Annotated in this window: 14 protein-coding genes; 11 read left to right on the top strand and 3 right to left on the bottom strand. The window is 39.9% G+C overall.

Going from position 1 to position 19,520, the window contains the following annotated elements; all coding sequences use genetic code 11:
* Window positions 1–99: 99 nt before the first annotated feature.
* On the top strand, window positions 100–810 hold the full coding sequence (locus L2764_RS02480) for a GAP family protein (RefSeq protein ID WP_248938664.1): 711 nt from the start codon (window positions 100–102) through the stop codon (window positions 808–810).
* Window positions 811–879: 69 nt separating this feature from the next.
* On the opposite strand, the gene L2764_RS02475 is transcribed toward L2764_RS02480, so the two are convergent.
* The 3 genes from L2764_RS02475 to L2764_RS02465 all read right to left on the bottom strand — a co-directional run bounded on the left by L2764_RS02475 (window position 880) and on the right by L2764_RS02465 (window position 8,146).
* Window positions 880–1,761, bottom strand: coding sequence for a matrixin family metalloprotease (locus L2764_RS02475; RefSeq protein ID WP_248938663.1), 882 nt, complete (start codon window positions 1,759–1,761; stop codon window positions 880–882).
* Between the two features lie 560 nt (window positions 1,762–2,321).
* Window positions 2,322–6,356 carry an autotransporter assembly complex protein TamB gene (gene tamB, locus L2764_RS02470; RefSeq protein ID WP_248938662.1) on the bottom strand — a complete coding sequence of 1,345 codons (4,035 nt, stop codon included), beginning with the start codon at window positions 6,354–6,356 and terminating at the stop codon, window positions 2,322–2,324.
* Window positions 6,353–8,146 (bottom strand): autotransporter assembly complex protein TamA, encoded by a 1,794-nt coding sequence (locus tag L2764_RS02465; protein ID WP_248938661.1) that lies wholly within the window; start codon window positions 8,144–8,146, stop codon window positions 6,353–6,355. Before L2764_RS02465 ends, tamB begins: the two co-directional genes overlap by 4 nt.
* A gap of 766 nt (window positions 8,147–8,912) precedes the next feature.
* Between L2764_RS02465 and L2764_RS02460 the strand changes: the two genes are divergently transcribed.
* The 10 genes from L2764_RS02460 to L2764_RS02415 all read left to right on the top strand — a co-directional run bounded on the left by L2764_RS02460 (window position 8,913) and on the right by L2764_RS02415 (window position 18,595).
* Window positions 8,913–9,329: a CBS domain-containing protein gene (locus tag L2764_RS02460; protein ID WP_248938660.1), complete on the top strand. Its 417-nt coding sequence runs from the start codon at window positions 8,913–8,915 to the stop codon at window positions 9,327–9,329.
* A 162-nt stretch (window positions 9,330–9,491) separates the two neighbouring features.
* Window positions 9,492–10,103 carry an isochorismatase family protein gene (locus L2764_RS02455; RefSeq protein ID WP_248938659.1) on the top strand — a complete coding sequence of 204 codons (612 nt, stop codon included), beginning with the start codon at window positions 9,492–9,494 and terminating at the stop codon, window positions 10,101–10,103.
* A 178-nt stretch (window positions 10,104–10,281) separates the two neighbouring features.
* The gene (locus L2764_RS02450) at window positions 10,282–10,776 is read left to right on the top strand and encodes a GNAT family N-acetyltransferase (protein ID WP_248938658.1); all 495 of its coding nucleotides are present in this window, start codon (window positions 10,282–10,284) and stop codon (window positions 10,774–10,776) included.
* 348 nt (window positions 10,777–11,124) lie between these two features.
* Window positions 11,125–11,877, top strand: a complete 753-nt coding sequence (locus tag L2764_RS02445) for a hypothetical protein (protein WP_248938657.1) — start codon at window positions 11,125–11,127, stop codon at window positions 11,875–11,877.
* Window positions 11,878–12,127: 250 nt separating this feature from the next.
* The gene (locus L2764_RS02440; RefSeq protein ID WP_248938656.1) at window positions 12,128–12,343 is read left to right on the top strand and encodes a GNAT family N-acetyltransferase; all 216 of its coding nucleotides are present in this window, start codon (window positions 12,128–12,130) and stop codon (window positions 12,341–12,343) included.
* A gap of 554 nt (window positions 12,344–12,897) precedes the next feature.
* Window positions 12,898–13,179, top strand: coding sequence for a hypothetical protein (locus tag L2764_RS02435; protein ID WP_248938655.1), 282 nt, complete (start codon window positions 12,898–12,900; stop codon window positions 13,177–13,179).
* Between the two features lie 61 nt (window positions 13,180–13,240).
* Complete coding sequence (locus tag L2764_RS02430; RefSeq protein WP_248938654.1) at window positions 13,241–13,417, top strand: hypothetical protein; 177 nt, start codon at window positions 13,241–13,243, stop codon at window positions 13,415–13,417.
* Window positions 13,418–14,246: 829 nt separating this feature from the next.
* The gene (locus L2764_RS02425) at window positions 14,247–16,217 is read left to right on the top strand and encodes a hypothetical protein (RefSeq protein ID WP_248938653.1); all 1,971 of its coding nucleotides are present in this window, start codon (window positions 14,247–14,249) and stop codon (window positions 16,215–16,217) included.
* Between the two features lie 66 nt (window positions 16,218–16,283).
* On the top strand, window positions 16,284–16,742 hold the full coding sequence (locus L2764_RS02420; protein ID WP_248938652.1) for a hypothetical protein: 459 nt from the start codon (window positions 16,284–16,286) through the stop codon (window positions 16,740–16,742).
* 38 nt (window positions 16,743–16,780) lie between these two features.
* Window positions 16,781–18,595, top strand: coding sequence for a hypothetical protein (locus L2764_RS02415; protein WP_248938651.1), 1,815 nt, complete (start codon window positions 16,781–16,783; stop codon window positions 18,593–18,595).
* Window positions 18,596–19,520: the final 925 nt, after the last annotated feature.

Genomic DNA, 19,520 nt, shown 5'->3' with positions numbered 1-19,520 from the left:
ATGAGTGTTTAAAATGATCCCGGTGACTTGATTTTATTTTGAGGGTGACTATATCTATGGTTTGGATCGCTATCGTTTGTCAATAGGACTTGTTATTTAATGGTTAGTTTAATTTTTATTCTTATTGCTATTGCCTTGATTGATAGTACCTCAATGATCCCGATAGCGCTTTTGCCTTTTGCTGCGATTCTTGGAGGCAAGCGGCCCATCGTGGGGGCGCTGAGCTTTATTTTGGGGATTGTGCTGATTTATTCCTTGTCAGGGTTACTGTTGTTATTGGGCTTTGATTTTATCTTTGAGGTGATAGCCCCCAGTATGTCTCGATGGTGGAACCAGCCCAATACGATAGAGCTAATCCTTCAACTTATTGTTGGAGCCGTTTTATTGATTTATGCATGGCAACAATATCGGTCGCCTCTGATCACAAAGGATAATGAGACTATCGTTGCTATTTCTCCGTTTCAAGCTTTTACTTTGGGGGTGAGTTTAACCATTATTGGACTTCCAGGTGCTATTCCGTATTTTGGCGCTATCGAGCAGATCCTTAGGGCGCATTTAAATTTTTTGGCCGCCGTCAGTGCATTGATCCTTTATAATGTTGCATTTGTATTGCCCTTTCTTGCTCTGCTTTTAATCCGTTTATTACTGCCAAACCATAGTGGAGCAGTATTTGGTGCGATCTCAACACAAATTAAGCGCTGGGGTAAGCCTATAATAGTCAGTTGTGTGGCCATTTTGGGCTGCTTTCTGGTGGCAGATTCGATAGGTTGGTTTTTTGGATATCCATTATTAGCAACAAACTCACTCTAGCTCATTAGGGTAAACTTGATAGTATCAAACGGCCTTTATTTATTGATTTTTTGGTTAAATCAATCCCCATTAACGGCGAACATTAAAATTGGGGTAACAGCCGAGGGCATTAATGGTTTCATTGATTTTTTTGGTTAAAGTATTTCGTTTGCTGACTAATTTATTGATATAATTAGCTTGCTCGTTAACTCTTGTCGTTATTTTTTTGGCTTGTTGATAGTCAGATTCCGACAATGTCTGACCATTATAGTGTTTATATTGCTGGTAATAATTATCATATAAAGATTTCTCTTGAGTGATGTCGAGATCAAGCGAGTCCATGTCTGCCTTTAGCTTTGTTTCTTGAGTCAGTAAATCGTCTTGACCTACATAAAGTGCTTTGAGTTTATTGGGGATGGCATAGCCTTTGCGATTAAACGGTGTCTGAGGTGATTCAGGTGAATACATTAAATGGCTTTCTTCTTGGCTGTGCCGGAGTCCTAACGCATGACCGATTTCATGCATTAATATGTTGGTGATCATGTTTTCATCGCTTTGGACAAACCGTCCACGGCAATCGCTTGCGCCAAGCGAAATATCTAGAGTGCAATGCTCTGGCTGACGTAAATCAACGGATTTTTCACTTTTTAGACCTACAGACATACAGGTAGCTAGCCCTAAGTGAGTGCGTGATGCATATTTCTGCCATTTAATTTCAATGCTTGGGTTGTCTGATTGAATAAATTTGAGATTTGGGTTGGACTTTTCCCAATAGCGTATGGCTTCTGATAATGCATCAATGGGAAGCTGTTCATCTGGGATGTTTTTTACATTTAGAACATTTTCAACTGAATAGTAGACTATTTTTCTTGCTTGTTGGGTTTGTGAAGCCACTGCTCGGGGGAGGAATGTGGCGATGATCAATAACAGAATGTTGAAAAACAAAACGCTAAAAAAAACAGTCTTTTTCATTATGCTTTATCTCCATAAAAATGTAGGCTAAGCATAGTACTGCATAGTACTGCAAAGTACCTGTACGGTAACCTATTACAATGACATCCAGCAATAATATTTTGAAACCATGTCCTTAATCTAAAAACAGTTCATGATATTACCGTTTTGTCTTTAAATGAGCATAGTATTTCTTAGATTGTAAAAATAATGGACTAAAGGTCATTATTTAATGTACTTGATAATTATGTTTCAAATGAAATTTAAAATAAGTAAATAGTAATTAATTTAATAATAATAAGTTATTCGTAATAAAAGGTAACCATAATTAATTGATATCTTGTTTTAATACTTGTTAAATGTATTTTTTGTGATGAAAGGGTTGATTAAATGTGATTGTTGGTTTTTATTCATGATGTTCAATATCATGATCTAAATTACATTGATAGTGTGATCCTGTCATTGTGAGTCGGGTTACTTGAATTTAGCTTGACTGATCTAAGAAAAAGATATTGAAATCTCACGGGTATATACATTATCCTTTCTCTTGGACATACGGTATCTATAAGCGAAATAATACGTTATAAATTGAAATTGTAGTAAAGGTCTAACGATTGCTCGAGGGCGCCGGAGACGGTTTCAAGATAAAGCTGAGATAATAAGTAGTAGCGTACTGTCATTTCATAGCCCGAATCGAATACACCCATGCCGTATTTCACCATGAGTTTGTCGCCGATATAGCCACTGATGGCGACTTTACCGTCATCGTTGGTGTCTAATTGTACGTTAGAAAAACCGAGTTTCTCAATTAATCCAGTCGCGGTATTGGTGAGATTACTGATGGTGCCAGTCCCCACGCCCGCTTGCTGGCTTAAGGTGAAGGCTGCGGTGAGCATGAGAGAGTCGTTACCACTTTCAAGCCCAGTGCCTTTAAGGATATAAGATAATATTTCAGCTTGCTCCATGGCGGGTGAGGAGAAGAGGGTGACAATGGGCTTTTTTGGGGTACCGGTGATGCGAACGCCTGCGGTGATGTCATCAGCTTTGATTTCTCTAATGGCTTCGATATTTAAGTTTGGCTCATCTATCGGACCGACAAATTGCAGTTCACCGGTGTTGATGGTTAATGTTTGCCCCATAAATTTGTAAGTGCCATCAATTATTTTGATGTCACCAAAGAGTTGAGTTTGATTTTTATTGGTTTGTTTTAAGTTTAAATCGCCCGTTAACCGGCCTGTTAGCCCCATGCCTTCAACACTTAATTGCTCGCCAATTTTCATTTTTAAATTGGTGGTAATAGCCATTGGATCCGCCGCTTTTTCTTGAGTGGCAATACTGTCTTCAAAGACCACATCTTTGGAGACGGCAACGCCGCCTTCTGGCAGCTCGACCAGAGTGATTTCACCGCTAGGGATATCTAATTTTCCCGTGACGTTGAGTGTATTATCGGCAATATCAATGATTAAATCAGGCGTGAGTTTAAGGATGGCGAGCGGGGGTTGAATAATGGATAATTGACTGCCTGTTAATGTTAACTTTGCTTGAGGCTGGGCTTGAGACCAATCAATTACCCCTTGGGTGCTGGCAGTGCCATTCCCCATTTTCCATTGGCCTTTGATATTGGCTTTCTGGCCAGTAAGATTAACGTTTAAATTTAAATCTTCAATTGGGGTCGGGTTAGAGGCGGTTAATATGCTGGCTTCTTGTAAACTGACATGTCCCGACAATGTAGGAGAGCTCAGGGTTCCTGCAATGGTCAGTTCACTGGATAGTTCGCCAGTTAAGGTGTCCAGTTGGGGGAGAAAGTCAGCAATCGCAGTGAGTTTGATTTGTTTTAGGGTAGCATAGCCGCTTAATTTTCTGTTTTCTGGGGCGATTTGAATGCTGAGCTGGCTATCAATACTGGCTAAGTTCTCAGAGGTAAACGTGAGTTTTGTGTTGATCTGTTCTTGATTAAGATCAGCACTGAAATCTAATGTCTCATACTTCATGATAATAGGAGCGTTTTGATCACCATTGACTTGAGTCAATGTTAGTTCACCGGGGGCTAATGCTAAGGTTAATAGACCGGTTATTGGGGTCTTTTCAGTCCACTGAACTTGACTGTCTATTTTGGCTGGGCCGCTCCATGTGACTTGTTTAGGCATTATTGGGGTTATAAATTGGCCTAAATTACCTTGGTAATGGATGGTAGCTTGGCCATTTTTGCCGATAGTTGCGGCGTCGGTTAAGCAAAGTTGACTCTGGGTTTCTTGCCAGCAAAAAGGACTGATATCGCCGAGAATTTGTGCTTGATCCCAATGAATCACGATGGGTTTATTCAGATTTAAGTCTCCCAGTTTGGAGTTTAACGATAGAGTATTAACCTGAGCATCAAATTGTTTTTTATCCAGATCGGATTGACTATCAATTTGGCTATTGAGTGTTATATCACCTAAGGTAGCAATCTGGGTTCGCTGGCTTTGCTTGTTCCCTTGGAACTTGATATTTGCCGAAGTGATATCCAGTGAATTGAGCGATAGCCCCTGAGTCGAGAGGGCTACGGAAAAAGTATTATCATCAAATAAATTCACTTGTCCTGATAAATGGGCTTTATTGATGGTGTAATCTAAATAGCTCAGTTTTAGCGCTGTAAAAGTGATATTGGCTTGAGGTTGATGCGCTTGTCCTGTGATATTAATATCAGCATTGACCGTTCCTGAAGCATTGGGGTCCCATAATTGCAGTTCTGGGATGTTCAATTTGCCGTTAAGTGACCAATTATTGGTCACGCCGCCATTAAGGATTAATTGGCTTTTAAAGGCGGTTAAATTAAGGGTATTCGCGTTGAGTTGGAAATCGTGATTAAGAGAAACATCGCCTGTGAGGGTTAAAGGATAATCATCAATCGAGCCGGATAAATTGGCATTGGCAATGGCCAATTGCCATGTTTTACGGCTAAGATTCATTTGCCCTTCTGTGGAGAATTGACCACTAATTTGGCTCATGGGAATAGGGTAATCTAAGGTGATGTCGAGAGGCGCTAGCTCAATTTGGCTCAAGTCGAGTTTGTCTGTGATGACGTTTGCTTGCCACTTGATGTCATTTCCATAAACTAAGCTGCCATTCAGTTCGATGTTCCCCATGGCGCTTTTTGCATCTAAATCTTTTATATTGAGCGTTTGTTTTTCATGAGTAATATTTGTTTTTAATGTCGTTTCAGGTTGAAATGGCGTGATGAGCTGTCCGCTTAAGGAGGCGGTTTGTTTTGTTCGTGTCCCTTGGCTGGTGAGGTTAAGTTCATGGGCCTGATAAAGTGCGGTATCTAATGGCCATACAATACTGGGCGCGGTCAGCTCAACTTGATAACTCAAGGCGGGAGTGGTTAATCCAATATGACCCTTTAAGGTTAAATTGGTTTGGCCTTTTGCCGTTAAATCCAGTTGCAGATCGCTAAAATCCTGAGAGACAGAAAATGCAAAGGTTTGATTATTGAGGTTAGGGACTTCTTTGAGTTGATCAATTTTACCCTGGGCTTGCACTGAGAGAGGGTAATTGTCTCTGAGCTGCATGTCTCCCTTTAAGGTGATTTCTCCATCGGTATGATGGGCGAAAAACTGTTCAATATGAATAAGGTAGCTTTGGTAGCTTCCTGTCAATGTGGCTTTTTTAAATTGATCTTGGCGCTGACCTAATATCAAGCTGCCTTTGCCTAGGGTGAGTGTGTCCACAAAAACGGGAATAGGCATAAAGACTTGGGGGAGGTTTGCCATTGTCCAGTCTTCAACTTGAGTGTGAAGAGTCTGTTGAGTTTGAGCTGTCGATTTTATTTTCGTTGTTTTTTCGATTTGATTATCGGTACTGTAATGCTTTTTTGATGATTGGTCGTTTGAATTGTTGCTAGCAGAGGCCGTGGCAATGCCGTTCGGGGTGCTGGCTGGTGACGTAATGGAGTCTGATTGGCCAAGAGGAATGTCTACCCGCCAACCATCAGCTTCAATATTACTCACTCGGATCCCGGTAGAAGTCCATTGTGCTTGGGTAGTTAGGCGTCCAATGCCAAATGCCATGTCGTTGACATTCACTTGGAGATCTTGAATTTCAGATTGGGTTAGTTGAATCGAAAAGGGTAAAGTAATAATGCGTTGCTGATCGGAAAGAATAATATCGGATGGTGCTTCATCAGGTGAACTTGGCAGTGAGGCAGTATCAATATTGACTTGAACGTGAGTACTGCTAAGTTGTTTGACGCATAACTGATTTTGCAATAAGCATAATGGCTGCCAAGTCACGTCGAGATCATTAATGTCCACACTTAGGCCTGACATTTGCCAATGTGCTGAGGATAAGCGAATATTTTTATTGAGTGTACCGCCAGCATAAACCAGTTTAAGATCAGGAATAAATGTATTGGCCAAATTAATAAAGAGACGACTTCCCAGCTGCGTACCGATTAAGCTCGCCAAGCAAACCAGTATGAATAGTGGAATATAAATGGCACTGCGAGTGACAAATTTGAAGCTTTGCCAGCATCGATGGCGAACGCGAGTGAATAATGATGGATGAAGGAGGGGGGCCGCTGTAGTGGCTGCCAATCCTTCGGATGTTGATGCCTTTGAGGCGGTTTTTTTTATCATATTTCTGATCCCATCATAATATGGATCCGCCAAGGACGATCTAACGTGTCGGTTTTTTGTAATCCAATGCCCAAGTCTAAACTGATAGGACCAATGGGTGAAATCCAAGCTATTCCTGGGCCAACGGACACAACAGGATCAAATTGGCCAGTATCATAAGCATTACCGGCATCTATGAAAGCTGCGGCCCGCCAAGTTGGGGTAAAATAATATTGATACTCTAGACTGCCGACAATAAGATAACGGCCGCCGACGACTTCTCGAATTTGGTTTCCGTCTGAATCGGTATAATCAATATAGGGACCGAGTTCATTATAACTGTAGCCTCTAATACTTTGATCGCCGCCAGCAAAAAAGCGTAATGAAGGCGATATTTCTGCTAAGTTACTGTCATCGGTGTAATTAATACCTAAATCGAGTCGAGAAACAAATCGATGTTTAGTGAAAAATGTTTTTATCCATTTAAACTTAGCTTCCATTTTTAGCAGTCGAATGGTGGAGCCCAGTTCGGGATCGGCATAAGAGACAGAATAGGATTGTAAAGAACCTGATTTAGGATCTAAGCTGTTATCGCCTCGAATGATTTTCGACAAACTAGTGCCAAACAATATAAAGAATGGATCATAATTAACATCTGATTGGTTGTACTTCTCTTTAAGTGCTTCAATCGAGTAAGAGAAAACCCACTTATCTTTTAATCTTCGTTGGCGTGCGACGCCGATGAGATACTGAGTTGAGTCGAGTTGACCCGTATTGTAGTACTTGTTACTGCTGGTACTGTACTCTTGGGTGATCCCGTAATAGTCTCGAATAATCCCGAAGCGAATTTTGAGTAAATCATCAAGGGGATCCGTTAAAGGGATGCTGTAAGTAGAGAGTAGTTTTGGTCTATTAAGGGACCATTGCGCGGTGGTTGTTTGTGAATGTCCATAGCGATTAATTTGTGGGGTTTGCCAAGTGACACTGACTCGAGGTTCAATGGTGTTATTTGTGGTGTTACCAATGTCGGCTCCGAGTCCTAATTTTATTGAATGATTGGGTCGAGGCGAGAGATTGACATCAATGGGAATGCGGTCATCTTTGGCTTTTGTCATTAAGGGCAATACTTGAATATTGGAAAAATAACCAGTATTGAGTAATTTTTGATTTAACTGATTTAGGCTTGTGCTGCTATAAGGATCGCCCGATTTAAACGGAATGAGATCGGTTAATAACTTGGGTTCTAGTGTGGAACCCTCGAAGGTGACATCCCCAAAATGATAACGGACGCCTGATGCGTAATAAAGGTTGATTTTTGCTAAGTTTAAATCTCGATTAACGATAATCTGAGATTGGGTGTATTGACCATCAAAATAGCCTCGAGCCAGTGCCATACTGATTAATTGAGACTTCATTTGTTCATAGGTGCCTTGATTCAGTATGTCACCTGGGCGTATTTTAAGCTGATTGAGCCATTGGTTAAAAACAGGATCCTCTAACAATTCGCCTTCAATACGAATATCTATCCATTGCAGACGAGTGGGCTTACCTAAGCTTATTTCAATCTTGAATACCCAAGCAGCCTTTTTATTTTGGATTGTTTTTTGTTTGATCAGGCTATGATAATACCCCATTGATTGTAAGGCGGCGGTGATATTATCTTTGGCATTAAAAAGATAAGCGCGCCGTTGTACACTGGATTTGGGTAAAGTCCCTAAATGCGCCACAATATTTTTTTTGAGTGAAGTATTGACCCCTGTAATATTTAATGTGAGCCAATCCTTAGCATGGACGGTCACCGACAGGAGCATACAGCTTAGCAATATCAGGCTGAGAATGATTTTTTTAAGAAAAAGAGATAACAAAAAAGATCCTCTTATCAAATCGATGAACAGATGATTGTTAGGTGTTGATAATGTGTCATTTGTGCTTTCCAATTAGCTGTTTTATTGTTCAGTCCATATTAAACGTAGGCTATCAATGCGGCTCAAACATGGAACTGGTCTGGTGTTTACTGGCGATTGACTTCTTATTATTTGGGTTGTTACTTGATTTTTTGTTAGCATTTCATCATTGATTACACTGAGGTGACGTTCGTCATGATCCGTCTTAACGCGTGATATAAACCACAATTGTTAAGCGGTTTGGAAGCGCGCATCTTCAAGTGTCTCCGATATAGTCATAGCATACACTATCTCAATCACTTTATGAGGCAAAAGATAACGTATAGTGAATAATAATAGAGGCTTAATGTAAGAGTATGGCGTAAAAAAAGCTATCGGGCTTGCATTAATACTCAAACTTTTACAGCCTTTGTCAGTGTCTGTTCAGCCTTAGTGTAAGGCGCTTTTCTTTATACCCAAGCTCATTGACGATGCATTTTTAATTGGCTTAGATATCGATGGTTTGGAGACGTAACCGTTAAATGGTTCGAGGATCATTGATACGCGTTTTCTTGTTAAATGTAAATCCATAAACATAAGTGGAAACTTTAACTAAACTTATATTCAAGCTGGTTGAAGATATGGGATTCAATGGGTTTGGGTATTAATGAAGTCATGATTTAGGGGATGATTTATGGATTCAATAAAAGTTAGCGATTATATGGATAGGCAGCCTGTGTTACTGAGGCCTGAGATGTCACTTGCCACCGCCGTTGATGAGTTACTCGATAATCATAAACTCGGCGCTGCCGTGATCGATCATAATCAACATATTGTGGGTTTTTTAACGCAGCAAGATTGCTTGGCTGTGATGCTGGAAAGCAGTTACCACTGCGACTTAATTTCCACCGTTGAAGATTGCATGCGCACTGATGTGTTGATCATGACGCCAAACACCAGTATTTTGGCTGTCGCGGAGGAAATGAAAGGCATGAAACCTAAGGTGTATCCAGTGGTTGAAAATAATCGTGTACTTGGCACCATTAATCGTACTCATGTATTAAAAGCCATTAATACCTATATGCAGCAATGTTATCTCACCCCAGTGTAATGGTGGGTTTGATGGTGTTATAACTGAGTTACCGTTAGAGAATATAGATGTGCATCTTGCAAAGGCTGACCGCGGTATTTATTGTTGATGGGTACTATTTGACTGCTTAAGCGATGTTTTTACGTCATCGAACAATCAATAGCGCTGGGAGGCGCACTGGCTATGAGTCAAGATGTCGATCACGTCTATGGACATAAGCTGGGCTTTGGCCGTAAGCCCGCATTATTGGTGTGTGATGTGACCAAAGGGTATAGCGATCCTCGTCATCCCCGTGGCATGGACATGTCAACCCAAAAAATCCAAATCAACCAGCTGATCACTTTTGCTCGCTCATATCAGTATCCGATTATTTTTAGTCGTATCGCGTTTGAACCTGCAGATATCGCCCATCATCTTTGGCTGCAAAAAATTCCCAGTTTACAGAGCTTGCTAACTAATTCGACTGAGGCTGAAATTGCCGATGATGTTTATTTTCAGCCTCAAACGGATCACCTCATTAGTAAAAAAGGCGCATCTGTTTTTTTGGGGACGGATATGGTCAGTATTTTAAATAGCCATGATGTCGACACCCTCATTCTAACGGGGGCGACAACGAGCGGCTGTGTGTATATGTCGGCAGTGGATACGATACAGCATGGATACAGGCCGATAGTGGCTGAAGATGCGGTGATTGATCGTTGGCAAGACTCTCATGATCTCGCCATTAAACAATTACAGTCAAAATATGCAGATGTTGTCAGTACCGCTGATATTATCGCGCATTATCGATGCTGACTCAGCATTCGTTGAATTAAATTGAATTGAATAGTAACTGAAACATCCCCCTGATTGATTGACATCATCTATTGGTACTTTTAATGTTTTACTCTATAGTATGTTGATTTTAAATAATTTAAAGAGTGACTGACCATTATGCATATAGCATTCTAAAATATTGAAGGTAAGCGTTTTTATGAATGAAATAAAGCAAGCAACAAAGCATGTTATTCACATTAGAGAATATTGCCCAACGGATGCAATCCATACTTGGGCGCTGTTTTTTAATACCATTAGACATGTGAATATTCGCGATTATTCACTCAAACAAGTGACGGCTTGGGCGCCAGATGAGTTTGACTTAGGCGTGTGGCAGCAAAAAATGGCTAAGATTAAGCCTTTTATTGCTGAAATCAATGGCGTGATTGTTGGTTATGCCGATTTACAAGTTGATGGCTATATCGATCACTTTTTTTGCCATCATGAATATCAAGGTCAAGGCGTCGGTAAAGCTCTGATGACGCATATTTTAACTCAGAGTCAGCTGTGTGGCATCAGACGTTGCTATTCCGATGTCAGTATTACCGCTAAACCTTTTTATAAACACTTAGGCTTTCAAGTGCTAAAGCAACAAGAGGTCATTATTCGCGGCGAAAAACTCACCCATTATAAGATGGGAAAAGCGGTTTAAATTCTATATTTGGCCTGATGTTTAAATGTGTCGTTTTTCCTTTTTTACTTATCCTTTAGTGTCTAGTGTTACGATTGTTGCTGGCCTCTATCTGTTATAACTTGAATTTTACCTGTTATGACTATAGAGTGATTTTGTTGTAACATACTGCTATGGTTGTTTTTTTACTACGTGAAATCAAATCCAGGCGAATGTTTATCATCATTTGGTTTGGGTATATCTATTTATCCCTCCCATGATATGTTTAAGGTTGGATACAGTGTCTTTAATTTTGTGCCTTTACGATAAGTCTCTAACGCCGATTGGTATAAATTAAAAAATCTGTGAGATTAATAAGGAGCGTTAATCATGTCGATACAAAAATGGGGGGGCGTAGCGGCCATTGCTGAGGCGAGCATTTATCTATTTGGTTTTGTTTTATTTTTCACTATTTTGGATCCGAGTGGATTTGAGGCCAATGTTGTAGATGAGGCTAGCGGCATTGCGATCAATGGGTTAACGTTAGATGTCGCACAGCGTAACCTACTTTTTATGATCCAAAATAGAGACAGTTATTTTATCGGTTATCTTGTATGCGGGGTAGTCTTTAGTTTTACCTTACTCATCTTAGTGCAGGCTATCTACCAACGGTTCAAGCAATCCTTTCCTGAATTGATGATCTTTGCCGCTGCAGTGGGTTACCTGTGGGTGGGGATCGTGCTCGCCAGTAGTTTGATTTTTTTAATCGGCTTAGGCGCGATAACCCATTATTATGGGTTAAACCCTGAGCAGGCGTTGACGATCCATCGAACCCTTTCTATTGTTGTGGAGGCGCTAGGTGGGGGGATTGAGCTGGTGGGTGCCGTTTGGGTGTTAGCGGTCAGTTATGTGGGATTAAAAAGCCACATTTTCAGTCCTTGGCTCCATTATTGGGGGATGTTTGTGGGGATCTCAGGTGTGCTCACGCTCTTTTCTGGGCTGTCATTTCTATCAACTCAGCCCTTGTTTGAATTCATGACCGCTATTTTTGGCCTGGGGCAGATTTTGTGGTTCTTAGTCTTGGGGATCGGCATGTTAAGTGAAACCTCGATTGCTGAATCTGTATCGTATATTGAGGATTAAGTCATGATTAAACAACAAGCATAACAGCGACAATGACAAAAATGATATATAGCAATAAAAATCAAACAGAACCTTTTATAACAATAGGTTAGTATGTATTCTGTTGCCTGGATAGTGGTTTAAGACGCTTGTATTAATGCGGATCATTGAAGGTATTGGGAAGTCATGAAAGTATCACTTTGTGCTGTAACTAAAGAGAATTATGAAGCTGTTTGTGAGATAGAGGTGACCAAAGAGCAGGAGACTTTTGTTGTCTGTAGTCGAGGCCGCGTTTAATGAGAGTTATGCAACACGCGCCATTTATCTTGATGATATCCCCGTAGGTTTTTTCATGTGGGTGGAAGAAACTGCATCAAAAATCTCAATATGGCACTTTATGGTGGATAGAAAGCATCAACAAAAAGGCATTGGCCGCATAGCACTCAACGCTGTCTTAGATGAAATAAGACAAATGCCAAGTATATAAATAGTCTATTTCCCCAGCCTTAACCCAGTACAGCCTAATCATAACTACTAGCCTTTTAGTATTAACGCCATGATAGATAGATAAAAAATGTTAGTGACCACTAACATGGATGTTTAGATACATATTTTTAACGAACAGCAATGCGATTTGAAACCCAGCTGATAAAGACAAGAAATAGCGTTAACTGAGTATCACAATAAACATAGGAGGTTTGGCTTAAACCTATGGTTTTATACCAACGGCAGGCTTTGAGATTAGTCCTTTTAAAGTGATGTTTAGATTTTGGTATTGATAGAATCAATAAAGCATTTTATATCGCCATATCGCCATATCGCCATATCGCCATATCGCCATATCGCCATATCGCCATATCGCTTAAGTCACAAATGTGCCGATAACATCGATGCTCAAAAGTCACCGTGCCTCGTTCATGAGCTCATGGCTTTGCTAGATTTTCAATTCTTTCTTATGGTGACTTTAGTCTGAATGGGTAGTACCTTGAATAGATGATTATTGATTGTTTCATTTGTGATATTAACGAAAGGTATTGAGTTATGGCAACGTTTCAAGGGACAGTACAAGAGTTTCACCATTTTATTGGTCCAAGAATTAAGGCTGTTATTAATCGTCGGAGTGAGCACGATGGGAATAAAAATAATGGCGTGTGTGAGTGCTGTTATCAAAACGTCATGATCCATGTACTTAGCTCACTTTCTCTCTCAGAGGGGAGTTTTTTGTGTGATCTCAATACCGTTGAACAGGCAGTATTGTCAGCTTATGGATCGATAAATCAAACACCTAAACTGATGTGTGATTCATGTTATTCGTGTCATTAGTGTTATGACATCAACTCTGAAGATAGTGTTTTGAAATCGGATAGCGATGAGTCGGTAGATATTGACGCTTTTAGAGATTGTAGCGTTTAAGGTGCATGAGATCAGTAAGTTTGACGCACACTTTGCCGCTATGAAAACAGATAATGGCCATTCACACGGCGCTGTTTTTTACGATCAAGCGGGTAAAGTTAACATATGGGATAGAGTACGAGCCGAGATTTTAGCGCATTTTCAATAGATAGCAACAACGTCCATGTTTAAATGCCAGTCAAACTCTTATGTGAATAAATAGCTGGCCTATTTGTCGCTCAAAGCGTGTTTTACACTGTAAAACTTCCCCTACATTCTATTTTATGCGAGTCAAGTTCATGCGTCAGGCGTTAAAAAGCCTGACGACGATGGCATGTGAACAAGGGGGGAGTAGAGGTCAGTCAATGATCGAAATTGAGAAGCAGGATAAAATTGAACCGCTTCAGAATAGAACGTCGAGAAGAGATAGTCGAAAATAGGAAAGGTGAGTTAAGCCTGCAGTTGTCTAAAAAAGGAAGGTTGTGAGGGGGAGTTTGGATTGAGGTGCCTTGGGTTTGATGGCTATAGACTCAAAAACCTGATGCTGGGGGCGGGCCATTATGGCAACATAGGTGATATAAGCATGAATCATAATGGCAGTGGTGCCCTTACATGTTGAATTTATGAATGATTAATTTTTTGATTTATGTGAATGTCATTAACAGTTATATTTTTATTATTTATCACGTGTAATAAAGTGTATCTAAATGATGACGTTGAAAGATTCAGTTGTATTTAAATTTATAAATATTAATTAATAACAGTGTTGTTATTTTATTCGATGTAAAACATACTTTTATTGTTTTTTTTAAACCCATTAATATTTACTTAATTAATGTTGGTTAATGTTAGTTAATGTTATTTCTTGAAATCATGTATGAAAGTGATAGTACGCCCTACAAGTAATGCATTAGCCTTATTGGTAATAAGTTAGTCTGCGGTGCTAAGTAAAACCTGCAGCATTACAACTAACAAAGTGCATAGTAAGGGGATGTTATATGACATCAATGATGTTGAGCCATATTAATCGTGTTAATGACACAGCCAATCAGAAACGGGAAATAACGGAAGTTTTTGACACCGATAATAACATATCTGTGAGTGGTAATAATTACAGTGTTGTTATTAATGAAGAGCGTGGTGAGTTTGAAGTCACCCGTGATGGCTGGCAAGATAAAAATGCAGTGGCATGCTTTTTTATTGCGATTATGGATTTGTTCGATCGTGGCTTTTCGGCTGAAACCCGCACTGAGCAGTTAACTGCTTATTTAAATAATAACTTTAAAGCATGCATAAATTCAGATGATCCTGAGGTGCTGACAATATTAGCATTGATACCGAGAAGACATATTGTCGCTCCGCAAAAAGAAAGCTTGAGTTTATCTATTAGCAACGGTGCTTATCCATCAATAACCACACTAGAAACGGCTGAGGCGGTATTACCCACTCCACTATTGTCAGATACAACACATTTTCGAGAGCGGTTATTAAGTCAAGTCGATGATTCTTTACTCAGAGAAAGCATAGAGAGTGATAGAGCATTAACTCAAGAGCCCATGGAGCATAATGAAGTACAGCCGCAAGTCAATGAGCCATTAATATCTGCACGTTTTACATATGTGTCAGAACGATTATTTGAGACAGATTCAGGGAGGATCCCTGAATTAAAGATTGATATTCCAGAAGGGTTAGATCATAAGTTAATGGGGTGTTCGATAAAAGAATACTGTGATGTGATTAAGGGAATATTAGATCCTAATAACCAGAGAGAGCTAGCGATAGATGTTACTAGTAAAACAAATCGAAAAATAGAGATTAGTGTTCATGATCATGCTAACCCTGACTTTACTATGAGGATCGATGCGACTCATGTTCCTGAAAAAGGCGGAGTGATGCACATTGGTTATATTAAGTTAATTGAGCAAAATCAAGGGCAAGGGATAATGAGTAAAATCATTAATAATACTTTGCAAAGCTGTCCGAAAGTCAATGTAATTAACTTTACAGCAGGAGATGCTGTTGGTCCTTATGCTTGGCCCAAATACGGCGCCGTACCAACAGATATTCCAGTAGTGATGGCGAAAATGCAGCCTTTGGCCTTAGCATTTGCGGAGCAAAAAATACGAGATCAAGTTTATAGCGAATGGCGAGAGAACCATGGTGCGGCTTATCTCAATAGTGCAGCGACGAGTAACAATAGCGTGATGGCCCTCTTTGGTGCAGATTTATATGAGCTGGTAGGGTTTAGGCAAGCATTGGTGGAGAACAACTTAGAACTTATAGATTTTATGCTTGAAGAGAAAGCTTATATGCATTTTGAGGAGCAGTTTAGGGATGAATATCGTTTACAATATGGAGAGGTTGTGAATGGTATGTCGGTGCAAGAGCTAGAAAGTAAGTATGGTAGCAGTGTTATGACTAACTATGAAGATGAAATTTATGAGTATCTAAAAGAGTTGAAATTAGAATTACCTCAATTATTTACCGCTATTGAAAGCGGGGAACAAGCTGAAATATGGGCCGTGTTAGATCAGGAAATTGCGAAATTAGAAGCTAAAGTTACTCAAGAGTTTGCACCGATGAAAGCAAAATTAGAGCAATTAGCCAGTCACCATAGTACTGAGAATTTTTGGGCGCTCGTCGATGAAGACATGACTATTTCAGCGCAAAATTATCATAATGTTTTGCTTCGCATGCGAAATGGGATAGTAAAGCAATCAATGCCTGATATTGATGATTCAGTATTAAAACATGATGGTATAGCTAGCTCTAAGGGGACTGGACACATTAAATTAGGAAAATTAGCGGTTCTTAGCGCCGGGAATTATGAGGCTTCCATGCCGTTACGTGATCTTAATGGACGGAAAACGGCGACGGCCGATAGAATGATTAACTATACCCAAAGAAATATGAATTTCTTACAACGCCAAGTTGCTAATAATGCCCTTAATAAACTATTTACAGCTTAATAGTTATTTTCAATTAGATTTATTCTTCTTATTGTATGTTATTAAATAAGCTGTAGCGAGAACAGTATGGATATTTTTGAGCAAAGTTTAGCCGCGTTAAATGTGGATATTCACTTTAATCATGAGGGCTGTTTTACCTGTACGCTTAAAGGTGAGGACGGCGGTTCTGGATTAAACTTGTTTGTTTATAAACATGTTCAACAGGTGAGTTTAAGCTTAATTATGATGGGGCAAACAGACATTCCTGAAAAGGGGAGTCATGCATTATTGATGCAATTAGGGGAGCGAGCAATGTCTCCTTTAAATGAGGGGCTAGGTGTGGGAATATTGCCTAATACTCAGCGTATATCAGTGTATAAAAAGGTGACCTTATTAGATAAGCCGTTAGGCTATGTGATGGACAATATTAATCAATTGATCGCTGAACTGGAGCTGTGGGATCGTTATTTATTAGGGGATGAGACGGTATTTCAATCAAGTCAGCCAAATTCTCATGCTAGGCCTAGATTACAAGTCTTAGTTTAAATGATTAAATGAAGTTGATAGAATAAAGGCAGTTAACAATGACATTGATGATTTTGAATCACATTAATGCGATTAATGATGATATGAATCAAAATAAAGCCATCACTGATATTTTTGATGGGAGCGGTAATACGATTTTAGTGGGGAACAATCGCTATAATGTATCCATTAATGAAACAATGGCTTCATTTGAAGTGATCCGTGATGGCTGGCAAGATAAAAATATTGTTGCACGCTTTTTTACCGCTATTATGGACTTAGTTGATCGGGGCTTCTCGGCTGAAACACGAACAGATCAGCTGACAAGTTATTTAAATACTCAGTTCAGAGCCTGTTTGGATACGGTCCCTGAGGATCCTGCGGTGAAAGCGGCACTACAAGGGTTACCAAAAACACCGGCTGATCATATTGTTGAGCATCGAAGAGAAGTCATGCCCTTAGCCAATCTATCCTTAATCGAGCAACAAAATACGCAGAATGTCGAGCCTGCGATACCTCAATTTGCGCAAAGAGGGGGTTTTTCATTAGAGATGAATGCGCCTGTGGGGCAAGATGTTGAGCTGATGGGCTGCTCTATTCAAACTTTTAGCGCAACGATCCGAAAAATCATTGATCCTGATAAGCAAAGAGCATTAACGGTAACGGTTGATCAGCCAGAGATAGGACAATTAACCATTGAGGTAAAAGATCGTCATGATCCTGATTTCGTCATGAGGCTCAATATCAGCCAAGATCCGCAACAAGGTAGCGTGATGTCGGTTGAGCATATCCGTTTACTCGATCGTAATCAAGGTCAAGGGATCATGAGTGAAATCATTAATAAGACATTGCTTAAATGCCCTAAAATTAATGTTTTTAATTTTATTGCGGGTGATTCTGTTGGCGCTTATGCTTGGCCTAAATACGGCGCAGTACCAACAGCCTTGCCACAGGTGATGGACAATATGAGGTTCATAGCTTTGATGCTTGCTGAGCAAAAGTTTTATTCGGCTGAGGCTGATGAAACCTTAAGGGCGTTCTTCGAGTCTGAAGCTGAAAGCATATATTCTCGAAATATTGCTTATTTGTCGGGTCATGAGCTGAGGGTATTTATTAGAGATAATTTAGAGGAAGAAGCAGGTGATGAAGAAGATGTATTAGATCATTATATGTTTGCCAAGTTTTGTGCAGAATTTAATATTGACGATCCTGAAAGCCTTGATGATGAAGACATTGAGCGATATAGAGAGATATTTTGGGCAAAATATCAGGATGAATTTGACCATTTTACTCCTGAATTTAAAACTCAGCTTGTGAATGAGTCGGTGGCTGCGATGTCAGCGGCAATTGATGTAAAGTTAGCCAGTGTTGATGTTGAATACACAGCCTTTAAGGCCAAAATAGAGGCCTTAGTGGCAAGCCCCAATGCTGAAAATTTTTGGACTATGGTGGATGAAGATTTACCTATTTCAGCAGAGGATATTCAAGGTGTTCAAAGGCAGCTTTTTCAGCGAATTCAAAAATTACAAGTTGAATTAGATACCGATCAAAGACCGCTTTCAAATGAAGAAAGTCAGCAGCTTAGGAATACGATTGAATTATTGCGAGGCTTGATGAGTGGCAATGTAGCTCCTGCTGTACTCGAACATGATCGAGTGTATGATGAAAACGGTAACCCAGATGACGGTACGATTAAATTAGGTAAAATTGCCATACTGGGGGTGGGTGAATATGAGGCTTCCATGCCGTTACGGGATAGTCATGGGCGTCGAACAGCAACCGCTGAGCGAATGATCAATTACAGTGTTAGAAATATGTCAGGGCTTGAAAGAATGTTGGCCAATCGCAAGTTTAATCAACTATTACCTCCTTAAATACACGTTTCTCTAACGGCTTAGTTGTATTAATAGCTTCAATGTATGAGTGTATTGAAGCTGTTTGATTTTAAGACGTTATTAAAGATAATAATATTCGGCCGTATTGAGATGTTGAATTTGGGTCAACCTCAAATTACTCCGGTGCGACTTCCTAGACCCGTGCGGATCCATAGCTCAGAGACCGTATCGATGAAGTACATTTGACCGTGGCTCGGACTGATAGCGAAGGCGCATCGTAGCGTATTCGGAAAAGAGGGAAAGCTCAGCGCGGCGCCATCAAGGTTTACTCGTTGAACGCTGACATCATCGACCCAATAGAGCTCACGGTGTATCCCGTCGATCTCGAGGCCGCGGGGGATTGAGCATTCCTGTGACGAGCTCTGGATATTAGAGCCATCAATATTGGCGCGTTGGAGAGTTCCGGTGTCTATATCGGTCCAATAGATGACAGTACTGGCAGCTGTGACGTCAACTTTTGTAGCTCCAAGGTTGAATGAAAAGAATAGGGAATAATGGGCCCATTATCCATGCAGCTCGATACGTAACATGTTAATAAAAAGTTAAGCGTTTAGATAAGGATAGGCTTACCAAAAACTTAACCGGCCCAACCTACGCCGTGATTAAAACGCTTTTATTTCGAACGGTCTTTCACCAGGCAAGATCAACATATTCTAGGCTTTAATGATTGAAATACTGTTTAAGTATAAGAATAATTAGTTAATTATATATCTATGATGTTTGTCATTGGTGGTTATTGGGTGTTAATTACTTCCATTATGTTTCCTATGGGAGAGACTGAATCGTTTATTGATTATCTCTTTCCATTTTAATGTGTAACTTGGGTTTCTTTTGTTAATCTTATTGAAAACCTAATGGATAATAATAGAGCTAAAAAGTTTTTTTATTCGTATGCTTAAAACAA

It is taken from the genome of Shewanella surugensis, from assembly GCF_023284005.1.
GTDB lineage: Bacteria > Pseudomonadota > Gammaproteobacteria > Enterobacterales > Shewanellaceae > Shewanella > Shewanella surugensis.
The sequence above is the reverse complement of the archived record's forward strand: the minus strand, read 5'-3'. Positions and strand labels throughout refer to the sequence as shown.

What these genes read in the sequence shown, in the direction of transcription:
- L2764_RS02420 (WP_248938652.1), top strand. Translation starts at nt 16,284, where the DNA reads ATGGATATTTTTGAGCAAAGTTTAGCCGCGTTAAATGTGGATATTCAC.
- L2764_RS02475 (WP_248938663.1), bottom strand. Translation starts at nt 1,761, where the DNA reads ATGAAAAAGACTGTTTTTTTTAGCGTTTTGTTTTTCAACATTCTGTTA.
- L2764_RS02455 (WP_248938659.1), top strand. Translation starts at nt 9,492, where the DNA reads ATGAGTCAAGATGTCGATCACGTCTATGGACATAAGCTGGGCTTTGGC.
- L2764_RS02425 (WP_248938653.1), top strand. Translation starts at nt 14,247, where the DNA reads ATGACATCAATGATGTTGAGCCATATTAATCGTGTTAATGACACAGCC.
- L2764_RS02435 (WP_248938655.1), top strand. Translation starts at nt 12,898, where the DNA reads ATGGCAACGTTTCAAGGGACAGTACAAGAGTTTCACCATTTTATTGGT.
- L2764_RS02445 (WP_248938657.1), top strand. Translation starts at nt 11,125, where the DNA reads ATGTCGATACAAAAATGGGGGGGCGTAGCGGCCATTGCTGAGGCGAGC.
- tamB (WP_248938662.1), bottom strand. Translation starts at nt 6,356, where the DNA reads ATGATAAAAAAAACCGCCTCAAAGGCATCAACATCCGAAGGATTGGCA.
- L2764_RS02480 (WP_248938664.1), top strand. Translation starts at nt 100, where the DNA reads ATGGTTAGTTTAATTTTTATTCTTATTGCTATTGCCTTGATTGATAGT.
- L2764_RS02460 (WP_248938660.1), top strand. Translation starts at nt 8,913, where the DNA reads ATGGATTCAATAAAAGTTAGCGATTATATGGATAGGCAGCCTGTGTTA.
- L2764_RS02465 (WP_248938661.1), bottom strand. Translation starts at nt 8,146, where the DNA reads ATGCTCCTGTCGGTGACCGTCCATGCTAAGGATTGGCTCACATTAAAT.
- L2764_RS02450 (WP_248938658.1), top strand. Translation starts at nt 10,282, where the DNA reads ATGAATGAAATAAAGCAAGCAACAAAGCATGTTATTCACATTAGAGAA.
- L2764_RS02415 (WP_248938651.1), top strand. Translation starts at nt 16,781, where the DNA reads ATGACATTGATGATTTTGAATCACATTAATGCGATTAATGATGATATG.